An 11,494-nucleotide genomic window follows, 5' to 3' on the forward strand; every position below is an offset into this window, starting at 1 on the left:
TGTCCGGCCAGAATGGCCGCCATGCCGTACCGCCTGCTGCCGTCCTTCCTGTGCCGTCTGCTGCCGTCCCGCCAGACCTGCCCCGATGTGCAGTGGATGGGCTGGTCCTTCATCGGGGCGGCGGCGCTGCAGGCCTGCGCCGAGCCGGTCTCGGTGGCGCTGACCGCCGTGTCCGGCACGACCGGCCTGGGCCTGATGCGCGGCCATTTCTGGGCCCGCGCCGCGGCGATCACGCTGCTGCTGGCGCTGATCGCGCTGCTGGCGCTGCCCTTCGGGCCGCAGCCCGGGCCGCTGTGGGTGCTGGTGCCGGCGGCGATGCTGCTGCGGCTGATGTCGGCCCCGGTGCACCGGCATCTGGCGATGCGCGCGCTGGCGCGGGCCGGCCACACCGCTCAGCGGCTGGGCGAGAGATTGCCGTCGAGGTAATACCAGCGGCCGTCGATGCGCTCGAAGCGGCTGATCTCGTGCAGCCGGTGCGCCCGGCCGCCGAGCTTGCTGCGCGCGACGAACTCCACCGTCGCATGGTCCGCATCCTGGCGCTGGTGGCGCTTGACCTCCAGGCCGAGCCAGCGCAGGCCCGGCTCGTTGGGCTCGATCGAGGCCGGGCGGGTGTCCGGATGCCAGCTCGCCAGCAGGTAGTCGAGCCGGTCGAGCACGAAGGCGCTGTAGCGCGAGCGCATCAGCGCCTCGGCGTCCGGCGCCTGGCCGGCCCGCTCGCCGGCGTGGTAGCGGCCGCAGCAGGCCTGCAGAGTGCGGCCGCTGCCGCAGGGGCAGGGCAGGGTGTCGGGCGTGTTCATCGGCGGGATTGTCCGCGGGATCGGCGCGCCGGGCTGCTACGCTGCAGGCTTTCCGATCCGACCGAACCGACCGATTTCGCCTGCTTGCGCCCTCCCGTCATGCTGTTCCTGCTCTCGCCCGCCAAGTCGCTCGACTACGAGACCCCGGTGCCCGCGGCCCTGCGGCCGACCGTTCCCCTGTTCACCGACGAGGCCGCCGCGCTGATCGAGCAGCTGCGCGGCCAGACGCCCGCGCAGCTGGCCACGCTGATGGCGCTGTCGGACAAGCTCGCCACGCTCAATGTCGCCCGCTACGGCGCCTGGCAGCCCGAGGCCACGCCCGACAACAGCAAGCCGGCGGTGCTGGCCTTCGACGGCGATGTCTACGACGGCCTGCAGGCCGGCTCGCTCGACGCCGAGGCGCTGGCCTGGGCGCAGCAGCATCTCGTCATCCTGTCGGGCCTGTACGGCGTGCTGCGTCCGCTTGACGCGCTGCAGCCCTACCGGCTGGAGATGGGCACGCGCTGGCCCAACCCGCGCGGCCGCGATCTCTACGCCTGGTGGGGCGACCGCATCGCGCAGCACCTGAACGAGCGCCTGGCGGACGATGCCGCGCCGGTGGTCGTCAACCTGGCCTCCCAGGAGTACGCGAAGGCGGCGCTGCGCCCGGTGCTGCGGGCGCGGGTGGTCGACTGCGTGTTCGAGGACTGGAAGGCCGGCGCCTGGAAGATCATCAGCTTCCACGCCAAGCGTGCGCGCGGGCTGATGATGCGCCACGCCATCGAGCAGCGCCTGGCCACGCCCGAGGCGCTGCGCGGCTTCGACCGCGACGGCTACGCCCATGCGCCGGAAGTCTCGACGCCGGACCGGCTGGTGTTCCGGCGCCGCGCCTGAGCGGGTTTCGAGGCCTGTCGTCACACCAGGAAACAAATCGCCACGGATCGCTTGATGTGGGGCAGTCCGGACTGCCCGCTGACACTGACAGAATTGCAGGATGACGCTTCAGATGAGCAGCACGCAGACGGCCACCCCGGAACTCCGCCAGTGGATTCTCGAGCAGGCGCAGGCAGGCCATTCACCGGATGCGGTGCTCCAGGCGATGGTGCAGTCCGGCTGGGACGAGGAGGTCGCGCTCGAGGCGCTCGAGCAGACGCTCTCGGGCTTCCTGGCCGAGCGTGGCGCGGCGGGCGCGGGCCTGCCCGAGCCGGTGCCGGTGCCCGAGCCGCGCCTCGACGGCCGCACGCGGCTGCGTCTGCCCGACGGGCACGAGGTCGCGGTGGTGCTGCAGATGCACGAGCCGCGTGTCGTCGTCTTCGCCGGTTTTCTCTCGGACGAGGAGTGCGACGCGCTGCGCGATCTGGCTGCGCCGCGGCTGGCGCGTTCCGAGACGGTGGACAATGTCACCGGCGGCAGCGAGGTCAACGAGGCCCGCACCAGCGCCGGCATGTTCTTCGCTCGCGGCGAGACCGCGCTGATCGACTGCATCGAACGCCGCATCTCGGCGCTGGTGAACTGGCCGGTCGAGAACGGCGAGGGCCTGCAGGTGCTGCACTACGGCCCCGGCGCCGAGTACAAGCCGCATTACGACTATTTCGATCCGGCGCAGCCGGGTGCGCCGAGCATCCTGCGCCGCGGCGGCCAGCGTGTCGGCACGCTGGTCATGTACCTGAACACGCCCGAGGCGGGCGGCGCCACCGTGTTTCCCGATGTCCGGCTGGAGGTCGCGCCGGTCAAGGGCCATGCGGTCTTCTTCAGCTACGACCGCGCCCATCCGGTCAGCCGCTCGCTGCACGGTGGCGCGCCGGTGCTGGCCGGCGAGAAATGGGTCGCCACCAAGTGGATGCGCGAGCGCCGCTTCGACTGAGCGACCGACCCAACGAACGAACGACTGAACCCGCATCCGACAGGAGACCTCCCCGATGCACATGCTGATTCCCGCGCTGGCCGCGCTGCTGCTGGCCACCGGTGCCCAGGCCCAGACCCAGACCTCCACCGGCCAGACGCCGATGCCGATCACCACGCCGGCGCCGGCCGCGCCGGCTGCTGTCCGGCCTGATCCGGCGACGCTGCGCGATCCGGCCGCGACCGCGGCGGCACCGCGCCTGAAGGCCGAGCAGGCCCTGGCCGCCCGCCAGGCCGCCAGCGACAAGGTGCGTGCCGAATCGACGGCGCGGGCCGAGCGCCGGGCCGAGCTGCGCAAGGCCCGGGCCGAAAAGGCTGCCAAGGCGCGTGCCGAGCGGACTGCGGCCGCCAAGGAGGGCAACCGGATGGCCCGGGCGCAGAAGGCCGGCAAGGTCGACAAGACCGAGAAGGCCGCGAAGGTGGCCAAGGCGGCCGATCGCCGCAAGCTGGCCCGGGCGGACAAGGCGCCGGCCGTCGCCAAGGCGAATGCCTCGACCCGTGCCGCCGAGCGCCGTCAGGCGGCGGCCAAGGCGCAGGTCGAGCAGCGCAAGCTGGCCGCCGAGCGCCGGGCCGATCGGGTCCGGGCGGCGGCCGCGCTGAACGACGGCTCCCGCCCCTGAGATTCCCGGATCAGTGGCCGCGGCCTGAGCCCCCGCGGCCCGATCCGCCTGCGCCACCCGGTCGCTGCGGCGCAGCCGCGGCCGGACGCGAGGCCGGACGTGCCGCCGGGCGTGCGCCACCGGCACCCTGGCCGCCACGGCCGCCTGCCGGGCGCGGCTGACCAGCACCGCCGGCCGGCTGACCTGCCGCCCGTGGCGCACCCGCCGCACCGCCGGGGCGCCCGCCGCGGCCGTTGCCCGGCTGGCTGCCGCCGCCGCGTGCACCGCCGTTGAGCGTGCGCCGGCCGATCTGGATCGGCTCGGCCCGCTCGCCGGCCGGGGCCTCGAAGCCGGCCACCGTCTCGCGCGGAATGCTGCGCTTGATCAGCTTCTCGATGTCGGCGAGGAAGCCTTCCTCGTCCATGCACACCAGCGACAGCGCCTCGCCCTGCGCGCCGGCGCGGCCGGTGCGGCCGATCCGGTGCACATAGTCCTCGGGCACGTTCGGCAGCTCGTAGTTGATGACATGCGGCAGCTGGTCGATGTCGATGCCGCGCGCCGCGATGTCGGTGGCCACCAGCACGCACAGCTCGCCGCTCTTGAAGTCGGCCAGCGCCTTGGTGCGCGCGCCCTGGCTCTTGTTGCCGTGGATCGCCATCGCGGAAATGCCGGCCTTGTTCAGGTGCTCGCACAGGCGGTTGGCGCCGTGCTTCATGCGGGTGAACACCAGCACCTGGTGCCAGTCCTGCGACTTGATCAGATGGATCAGCAGATCCTTCTTCTTCTCGCGGCCGACGGTGATGATGCGCTGCGCGATCGTCTCGGCGGTGGTGTTGCGGCGCGCCACCTCGATGACGCGCGGCTGGTTCAGCAGTCGCTCGGCCAGCGCCTTGATCTCGTCGCTGAAGGTGGCCGAGAACAGCAGGCTCTGCTTCTGCTTGGGCAGGACCGCCAGCACCTTCTTGATGTCGTGCACGAAGCCCATGTCGAGCATGCGGTCGGCCTCGTCGAGCACGAAGAACTCGACGCGGCTCAGGTCCAGCGTTCCCTGCTGGTGGTGGTCGAGCAGACGGCCCGGCGTGGCCACCAGGATGTCGACGCCGCGCTTGAGGCGGTCGATCTGCGGGCCCATGCCGACGCCGCCGAACATCACCATGCTCGAGAGCTTGAGGTGCTTGCCGTAGTTGCGCACGCTCTCCTCGACCTGGGCGGCGAGTTCGCGGGTGGGGGTGAGGATCAGCGCGCGGATCGCCCAGCGGCCCTTGCTGTCCTTGACCGGATGGCTCGAGGCCAGGCGGTGCAGCAGCGGCAGCGTGAAGCCTGCCGTCTTGCCGGTGCCGGTCTGCGCGCCGGCGAGCAGATCGCCGCCGGCGAGAACCGCGGGAATCGCCTGCTGCTGGATCGGGGTGGGGGTGTCGTAGCCTTGTTCGCGGATGGCGCGAAGGAGGGGCTGGGCCAGGCCCAGTTCGTCAAACGTCATGAAGAGGCACCCGGATGACGGGTGCAGGCGGCGCCGCCTGCCGTCCTCCCGCAAGGGAAGCGCCAGTCGAGGGCGACGCGGATTGCGATTCGAGTCCGATGCGACTCCCGGCGTCCTGACTGGGATGCACACCGGGGTCGGGATTGTAGCGGTCCCGGGTCCCGGTCCCGGGCGGATCCCCTTCCGCACGGCGCTGCGGGGTGATTTCATGTGCACCAATCAAATGCGTCTGCCATGTGCTTGCACAAATGTTGTGCATCTTCTGACTCTCGCCTGGCGCTGATTCGTGACCTCTGTCCTTTTCTTGTGCGTGCCGTGGCGTCTCGGGCTGCACCAATATGGGCATGTTTTGTGCTTGCATGGTGCGCCTCGCGCGATCCGGGTGCGCCTCACGCTGGTGCGGTGACTGCCGGACGACGCGACATCTTTCTGTCCCGATTCCGATCCGGTCCCGCCTTTTCGACATCCTTCACAAGAGACAACCATGGACACGCTGAAACAGGGCGCCGATGCGCTCTTCATCCTGCTCGGGGCCATCATGGTCCTGGCCATGCATGCCGGCTTCGCCTTTCTGGAGCTGGGCACGGTGCGCAAGAAGAACCAGGTCAATGCGCTGGTCAAGATCCTGGTGGATTTCGCGATCTCGACCATCGCCTATTTCTTCGTCGGCTACTCGGTCGCCTATGGCGTCGATTTCTTCAGCAGTGCCGAGGTGCTGGCGCAGAAGAACGGCTATGACCTGGTCAAGTTCTTCTTCCTGCTGACCTTTGCCGCGGCCATTCCCGCGATCATTTCCGGCGGCATCGCCGAGCGTGCGCGCTTTCATCCGCAGTCGCTGGCGACGGTGCTGATCGTCGGGCTGGTCTATCCGCTGTCGGAGGGCGTGGCCTGGAACCAGAAGTTCGGCGTCCAGGCCTGGCTGAAGGGCGCGTTCGGCGCCGAGTTCCATGACTTCGCCGGCAGCGTGGTGGTGCATGCGGTCGGCGGCTGGATCGCGCTGGCGGCGGTGCTGCTGCTGGGCGCGCGCTCGAACCGCTACCGCAAGGACGGCGCGATGTCGGCGCATCCGCCCTCGAGCATTCCTTTTCTCGCGCTGGGCTCGTGGGTGCTGGCGGTGGGCTGGTTCGGCTTCAACGTGATGAGCGCGCAGACCATCGACAAGATCTCCGGCCTGGTGGCGGTCAACTCGCTGATGGCGATGGTCGGCGGCACGCTGGTGGCGGCGATGATGGGCCGCAACGACCCCGGCTTCGTCTACAACGGCCCGCTGGCCGGCCTGGTGGCGGTGTGCGCGGGCTCCGACCTGATGCACCCGATCGGCGCGCTGGTGGTCGGCGGCGTGGCTGGCGCCATCTTCGTCCAGCTCTTCACCCTGACCCAGAACCGCTGGAAGATCGACGACGTGCTGGGCGTGTGGCCGCTGCACGGCCTGTGCGGCGCCTGGGGCGGCATCGCCTGCGGCCTCTTCGGTCAGACCGCGCTGGGCGGCCTGGGTGGGGTCAGTCTGGCCAGCCAGGCCGTGGGCACGCTGATGGCGGTGGCCTGGGCGCTGGGCGGGGGCTTCGCGGTCTACGGCCTGATCAAGGCGACCGTCGGTCTGCGCCTGTCGCAGGAGGAGGAATTCGATGGCGCCGACCTGACGATCCACCGCATCGGTGCCACGCCGGATCGCGAATTGACATCCTCCCCGCCCTAAAGGACGGGGATTCCGGCAGACACGACCGCTTGCGCGGCCGAGCCTTCGGCGGGTTCCTGCTTCATTGCGGCTGCGTGTCGTCCCCTCACGGGTCTGGCACGTCTGACCTCCGCTCCACAGGCTTCGGGCCTTGCGACCCAGACCGCGTGTCCCGCGGCCAGTACGTTCTTCGCGGCGTTCAGGTCCGCGTTCTCACTGTGCCCGCACGCTTCGCACTCGAAGCGGGCTTGCGTCGGCCGGTTCTCCCTGGCGGTGTGCCCGCAGGCGCTGCACCGCTGGCTCGTATACGCCGGGTCCACTGGCACCACTGCGCCGCCTCGGGCCGCTGTCTTGTATTCCAGTTGTCGCCGAGCTTCGCCCCAGGCCTGATCCAGGATCGAGCGGTTCAGCCCTGCCTTCTGCCGCACCCGCTTTCCCGGATCGGTGGCCGTGCCTTTCGCGCTGGCGCTCATCGCCGCCACCTTCAGATCCTCAATGGCGATCACCGGATGCTCGTTCGCCCACCGCGTCGTCAGCTTGTGCAGCCAGTCGCTGCGTTGCGCCGCGATACGGGCATGCACCCTGCCCAGTCGGTCGATCGCCTTGCGCCGGTTCTTCGATCCCTTCACCTTGCGCGAGACGCTGCGCTGGACCCGCTTCAGGTACTTCTGCTGCCGCTTCAGCGCATTCAGCGGCGCCACGCACTCGCCATCCGTCGTCGCCGCGAACAGCGTCACCCCGAAGTCGATCCCCAGTGTCGGCACCAGCCCCGCCGCCGGGATCACGTCCGGTTGTTCCACCTGGATCGACACGAACCAGCGGCCCCGCGCCTGCGTCAGCGTGTAGTTCCGAACCGATCCCTCGACCGCCTGCGACTGACGCATCCGCATCCAGCCCAGCTTCGGTGGCTTGATGCGCTGGTTCTCAGCGTCGAGCTTGCAGTCCGACGCCTTCGGAAACCGCAGCCCCGCATCCTGGCCCCGACCCCGGAACCTCGGATAGCCGCCCTGGCCCTCGAAGAAGCGCCGGTAGCTCGCCTCCAGTCGCTTGAGCGTCTGCTGCTGTGCCTGCACGGGGGTTTCGGCCAGCCACGCCGTGTCCGGGTCGTTGCGCCACGCCGTCAGCCAGCGGCACATCGCCGCATAGCCGGAGAACTTCTCGCCAGCGGCCCGCAGTCGCTGCTGCTCGCCGATGGCCCGGTTCCACACCCAGCGGCACGACCCGGCGAACCGGCGCAGGGTGTGCGCGGTGCCGGGTGTGGGGCGCAGCTGGAAGCGGAAGGCTCGAATTGGCATGGCAGATACTGTACATACAACCAGTTTTCTATGCCATAGGAAACTCAAGCACCAAGCCAATGGCTCGCTGCGCGAGCCTGCGCTCTACCTCCCCGCCCTGAAGGGCGGGGCTTCTCGCGCCTTCTGGTGAGCTGGTAAATCTGGCGACTGATCCGGTGTTGTGGTGCTCTCGCGACGCTTTCCGTGGCTTTGTCGACAGTGTCATCAGGGGGGCATGCCCATGCTTCTGTGAGCCTGTGAAACACGTCCCCTGTTCGAGGGGCCGGGGCTTTGAAATGCAAAAGCGGCAGCCTATATTGGAGCCGACACAGCAAGCCTATCCCTCGACGATGGCAAGTCGAAAACTCAAGGAGTTCTCCATGTTCAAGAAAACTGTCGCAGCTCTGATGCTGGCCGGTCTGGCTTCGGGCCAGGCGTTCGCTCTGCAGGATGCCGGTGCTGAAACCGACGTCAGCGGCTTCATCACCATCAACGCCAGTGCCTACCAGGCTCCCGCTGGCGAGATCGGTCTGATTGACGACCGCACCGGTGACCTGCTGCTGAGCGGCTACAGCGTCGATCCGGTCCACGGCAGCTTCTATGCGCTGATCGTTCCGGACACCACCGCCTCGCTGACCTCCTACACCTTCAACCTGGCGGGCCCCCCGACGGTTGCCGGTGACAGCCTGTACTTCCGCCTGTTCTCGGCCGAGCAAGTGGGTTCGGCCAACTACACCGGCACCGACGGCTTCAGCGTCACCTACTTCAACATCAACGGCACCCAGTCGACCCAGAGCTGGACGGTGGCCGATTCGGCCGCCAACGGCTCGGCCTTCGATTCGGGCTGGCTGCAGATCGCCCCGCTGGCTGGCACCCAGTCGATGATGGTCTCGCTGTATGAGACCTCGGCCGACGGCCTGAACAACCCGGTCCTGGCCGTCGACTTCTCGCCGGCTGCTCCGGTGCCGGAACCCGAGAGCATCGCCATGATGCTGGCCGGTCTGGGCGTGCTGGGCGCCGTCAGCCGCCGCCGCGCTGCCAAGAAGGCTGTCTGAGTCAGGGCAAGAGCCAGAGGGAGACCGCCTGAAAAGGTACTCCCTCCAGGCATGACAAAGGCCACCCTCGGGTGGCCTTTTTTGTGCCGCTTCGGTGTGTCCGGTCAGGGCTTGCTGCTGATCGGGGCTGCGGCTTCAGCCTGGGCCTCCAGGAAGGCGCGCAGTCCGGGGCGACGGGTGTCACCCCATTCCACCATCTCCTCGGTCATCATCGGCATCGAGCCGAGCATCGTGACCAGCACGTTCTCGACCACCTGCTCGCGCGGGCCCAGGCGTGCGGCCTCTTCCCAAGTGGCGAAGAGCGTTTCTGCCTCGGTGCCGACGGTGTAGCGCATCAGTGCCAGATTGGCCCATGACAAGGCGTTGGTCGGCCGAATCTCCACCGACTTTTCCAGTGAGGCGACGGCCTTGCGGTAGGCGTCCGTCACTTCCGGCGAGCCGGTGCCGCCATTGGCATTCCACAGCGACTGGGCCTTGACCGCATGCAGCTGCGACATCGAGTCATGCAGCGCCGCATCTTCCGGCGTCAGGGCCAGCGCGCGTTCGAGCTGCTGGCGCGCGTGTTCCCATTGCGCCTCGTCGAACTCCTTGCCCAGCTCGGCCCAGCGTGCCACCTCGTAGCGGCTGGATGTGGCCAGCCAGTCCGAAGCCATCAGCACCGCTGACTGCTGGACCACGCTGGCCGCCACTGCGCACAGGCTCACCGCCAGCAGAATGTCCAGAGGGCGAGAGCGCAACGAGCGGCGACGTGGCATGGTGTTGGCAGCAATGAGGTCAGCGTCGTGCGCCGGACAGGAAAGGCAGATCCCTCAGCCGGAAGCCTCGACGGGAGCCGTCCGCGGTGGGCGCAGGCATGACCGGATCCGGCGGGGCCGAGACCTCGGGCATTGTGGGCAGCGGGGCCGGGCGGGTGCCCTGGAAGGCAGCGGTGGCCATGCCGCGGCGCGCGGTGCCCGCGCGGTCGGTGGCAGCCTCGGGCCTGAAGCCGCTGGACGCGGGGGCCGGAGGCGTTGCCGCCGCAGGTGCGCGCGCCCTTGGTGGCATGGCCACGGGCGCCAGCGGCTCCAGATCGCTCAGCTTCAGGCCGCGCAGGCCATTGGCGCTGCTGGTGCTGCTGCCTGTCGCCACTGCAGCCGGCTCGGCACGCACCGGCGCGGGTGAAGCCGGCGCCGGTGCAGCGGGTCTGCTGCTCACCGGTGCGGGCGCAGGGCGCAGTACAGGCAGCGCAACCGGTGCGACCGTGACCTCGGCTGCAGACGCCGCGGCAGCCGCAGGCTGAGGTTCGACCACCACCGGGGCAGATGCAGGTACAGGTGCAGGCTCAGGGGCTGCCGTCGGCGCCGTGGGTGCGGATGCCGGTTTCAGTTTGGACCAGAGCGACTGCATCAGCGTGGCCCCGGAGGACGGCGCTGCGGGCGCCGGTTCGGGCCTGGGTTCCGGCTCGGGCAGCTCTTCCAGCAGCACGGCTGCAGACGCACGCGCCGCCTCCGGCTCCGGCTGAAGCGGCTGTGCGGTGGCGCGCGGCCAGACCAGCGGTTCGGCCATTGGCGCCGGGGCCTGGGCAGGAGTCGGTGCGGGTGCCGGAGCAGCTGGCCGGCTCGGCGGGCGCGATGCCGGCTTCATGCCGAAGTCCGGCAGATGCCAGTCATCCTCGCCTGAGGCCGAGGGGCCGGCTTCAGGCGAAGGCGCCGCCTGAGGCTGCGACCCGAACACGCTGTCGCCCAGGCTTGTGGCTCCGGCCTGGACCGAGGCCTCGTTCAGCCCGTCCACCACCGTGTCGATGCGGAAGTCGGTCAGCGACCAGCCTGGCGTGGGCGTCTCGCCCGTGCCTGCTCGGCCGGCAGGAGCCTCCTTCAGACCGAAAGAGCCGTTCACGGCACTGGCCTGCAGGGCCGGCAGATCGTCGAGCTGGTCCAGTCCGCTGCGCCAGGTCGAATCCTCGGCGTCCGCGTGTCGGGGCAGGTCGCGGAAGACCAGCTTCTGCTCGCCCGCGCCCAGCGCGAACGAGGACACGCCGGCGATCTGCTGCGGCGTCAGCACCATCAGCCGCTCGGCCAGCGCCGCGTCGTAATGCTCCTGCAGCCACTGGCGCGCTGCGCTCATGCGCGGCTTGCGGCCAGACAGGTTGTGCGCGTCGGAAGCCACCACGTCGGCCCAGCCGGCATCCAGCAGATGCCGCGCGGTCGCGTGGGCCTTGCTGCCGAACTCGCCGATCACCGATCCTGCGGTCAGCTGGAAGCGGCAGCCCATGCGGCGCAGGGCCTCCAGCCGCGACGGCTGCTCCATGACCGCCTTGTTGCGCTCCGGGTGCGCGATCAGCGGCGTGATGCCCCGCTCCAGCATCAGCCCCGCCAGCCGGTCGGTGCCGACCGGAATCTGGCCGTCCGGCAGCTCGATCAGCGCGGTCGATGGCCCCACCAGGCTGCCATCGAGCAGCGGCAGGCGGCGATGCTCCAGCCAGTCGATGATTTCCGGGCAGATCCGCACCTCGGCCGCCCAGGTCATCGTCAGCGCCAGGCCTTCGGCGGTGACCGCGGTCTGCAGTCGCTCGAAGGCCTCGGCAATGCGGTGCGGCGTGTTGTCGAAGACACCGGGATAGATGTGGGGCGTGGCCACCACATGCTCGATGCCGTCGGCCACCAGGGCCCGGGCCAGCTTCAGCGCATCGTCGAGGTTGCGCGGGCCGTCATCGATGCCGGGCAGGACGTGAACATGAAGGTCAAGCATGCAGGC

11 protein-coding genes are annotated in these 11,494 nt (G+C 69.7%); 6 read left to right on the forward strand and 5 right to left on the reverse strand.

Annotated elements, in window-relative coordinates; translation table 11 throughout:
- Positions 1–21: 21 nt before the first annotated feature.
- A complete protein-coding gene (locus tag HZU84_RS10675; protein WP_149504175.1) occupies positions 22–426 on the forward strand; it encodes a hypothetical protein in 405 nt (134 codons plus the stop codon).
- On the opposite strand, the gene HZU84_RS10680 is transcribed toward HZU84_RS10675, so the two are convergent.
- The gene (locus HZU84_RS10680) at positions 393–797 is read right to left on the reverse strand and encodes a YchJ family protein (protein WP_149504174.1); all 405 of its coding nucleotides are present in this window, start codon (positions 795–797) and stop codon (positions 393–395) included. The genes HZU84_RS10675 and HZU84_RS10680 overlap by 34 nt on opposite strands.
- Positions 798–896: 99 nt before the next feature.
- Here HZU84_RS10680 and yaaA point away from each other — a divergent pair, with 99 nt between their 5' ends.
- From yaaA to HZU84_RS10695, 3 genes are all read left to right on the forward strand, one after another.
- The gene (gene yaaA / locus HZU84_RS10685) at positions 897–1,670 is read left to right on the forward strand and encodes a peroxide stress protein YaaA (RefSeq protein WP_149504173.1); all 774 of its coding nucleotides are present in this window, start codon (positions 897–899) and stop codon (positions 1,668–1,670) included.
- A 112-nt stretch (positions 1,671–1,782) separates the two neighbouring features.
- A complete protein-coding gene (locus HZU84_RS10690; protein ID WP_244954292.1) occupies positions 1,783–2,640 on the forward strand; it encodes a 2OG-Fe(II) oxygenase in 858 nt (285 codons plus the stop codon).
- A 55-nt stretch (positions 2,641–2,695) separates the two neighbouring features.
- Entirely contained in the window at positions 2,696–3,298 is a 603-nt protein-coding gene (locus tag HZU84_RS10695; protein WP_149504171.1) for a hypothetical protein, read from the forward strand.
- A 10-nt stretch (positions 3,299–3,308) separates the two neighbouring features.
- Here the strand turns inward: HZU84_RS10695 and HZU84_RS10700 are convergent, their stop codons facing one another.
- A complete protein-coding gene (locus tag HZU84_RS10700; protein ID WP_149504170.1) occupies positions 3,309–4,757 on the reverse strand; it encodes a DEAD/DEAH box helicase in 1,449 nt (482 codons plus the stop codon).
- Between the two features lie 484 nt (positions 4,758–5,241).
- On the opposite strand from HZU84_RS10700, the gene HZU84_RS10705 reads away from it, so the two are divergent.
- Positions 5,242–6,453: an ammonium transporter gene (locus HZU84_RS10705; protein WP_149504169.1), complete on the forward strand. Its 1,212-nt coding sequence runs from the start codon at positions 5,242–5,244 to the stop codon at positions 6,451–6,453.
- Here HZU84_RS10705 and HZU84_RS10710 read toward each other — a convergent pair.
- Complete coding sequence (locus HZU84_RS10710; protein WP_149504168.1) at positions 6,450–7,727, reverse strand: RNA-guided endonuclease InsQ/TnpB family protein; 1,278 nt, start codon at positions 7,725–7,727, stop codon at positions 6,450–6,452. The two genes, HZU84_RS10705 and HZU84_RS10710, sit on opposite strands and share 4 nt — an antisense overlap.
- A 359-nt stretch (positions 7,728–8,086) precedes the next feature.
- Between HZU84_RS10710 and HZU84_RS20275 the strand changes: the two genes are divergently transcribed.
- Positions 8,087–8,761: a PEP-CTERM sorting domain-containing protein gene (locus HZU84_RS20275; protein WP_219340917.1), complete on the forward strand. Its 675-nt coding sequence runs from the start codon at positions 8,087–8,089 to the stop codon at positions 8,759–8,761.
- Between the two features lie 104 nt (positions 8,762–8,865).
- Here HZU84_RS20275 and HZU84_RS10720 read toward each other — a convergent pair whose 3' ends face one another.
- Together HZU84_RS10720 and HZU84_RS10725 are read right to left on the reverse strand one after the other, a co-directional pair.
- A complete protein-coding gene (locus tag HZU84_RS10720) occupies positions 8,866–9,498 on the reverse strand; it encodes a hypothetical protein (RefSeq protein WP_149504167.1) in 633 nt (210 codons plus the stop codon).
- Between the two features lie 37 nt (positions 9,499–9,535).
- The gene (locus HZU84_RS10725; RefSeq protein ID WP_149504166.1) at positions 9,536–11,488 is read right to left on the reverse strand and encodes a tyrosine-protein phosphatase; all 1,953 of its coding nucleotides are present in this window, start codon (positions 11,486–11,488) and stop codon (positions 9,536–9,538) included.
- Between the last annotated feature and the right edge of the window lie 6 nt (positions 11,489–11,494).

It is taken from the genome of Sphaerotilus sulfidivorans (assembly GCF_013426975.1).
Taxonomy (GTDB): Bacteria; Pseudomonadota; Gammaproteobacteria; order Burkholderiales; family Burkholderiaceae_C; genus Sphaerotilus; species Sphaerotilus sulfidivorans.

Coding starts and splice junctions, on each gene's coding strand:
- HZU84_RS10675 (WP_149504175.1), top strand. CDS start 22: ATGCCGTACCGCCTGCTGCCGTCCTTCCTGTGCCGTCTGCTGCCGTCC.
- HZU84_RS10680 (WP_149504174.1), bottom strand. CDS start 797: ATGAACACGCCCGACACCCTGCCCTGCCCCTGCGGCAGCGGCCGCACT.
- yaaA (WP_149504173.1), top strand. CDS start 897: ATGCTGTTCCTGCTCTCGCCCGCCAAGTCGCTCGACTACGAGACCCCG.
- HZU84_RS10690 (WP_244954292.1), top strand. CDS start 1,783: ATGAGCAGCACGCAGACGGCCACCCCGGAACTCCGCCAGTGGATTCTC.
- HZU84_RS10695 (WP_149504171.1), top strand. CDS start 2,696: ATGCACATGCTGATTCCCGCGCTGGCCGCGCTGCTGCTGGCCACCGGT.
- HZU84_RS10700 (WP_149504170.1), bottom strand. CDS start 4,757: ATGACGTTTGACGAACTGGGCCTGGCCCAGCCCCTCCTTCGCGCCATC.
- HZU84_RS10705 (WP_149504169.1), top strand. CDS start 5,242: ATGGACACGCTGAAACAGGGCGCCGATGCGCTCTTCATCCTGCTCGGG.
- HZU84_RS10710 (WP_149504168.1), bottom strand. CDS start 7,727: ATGCCAATTCGAGCCTTCCGCTTCCAGCTGCGCCCCACACCCGGCACC.
- HZU84_RS20275 (WP_219340917.1), top strand. CDS start 8,087: ATGTTCAAGAAAACTGTCGCAGCTCTGATGCTGGCCGGTCTGGCTTCG.
- HZU84_RS10725 (WP_149504166.1), bottom strand. CDS start 11,488: ATGCTTGACCTTCATGTTCACGTCCTGCCCGGCATCGATGACGGCCCG.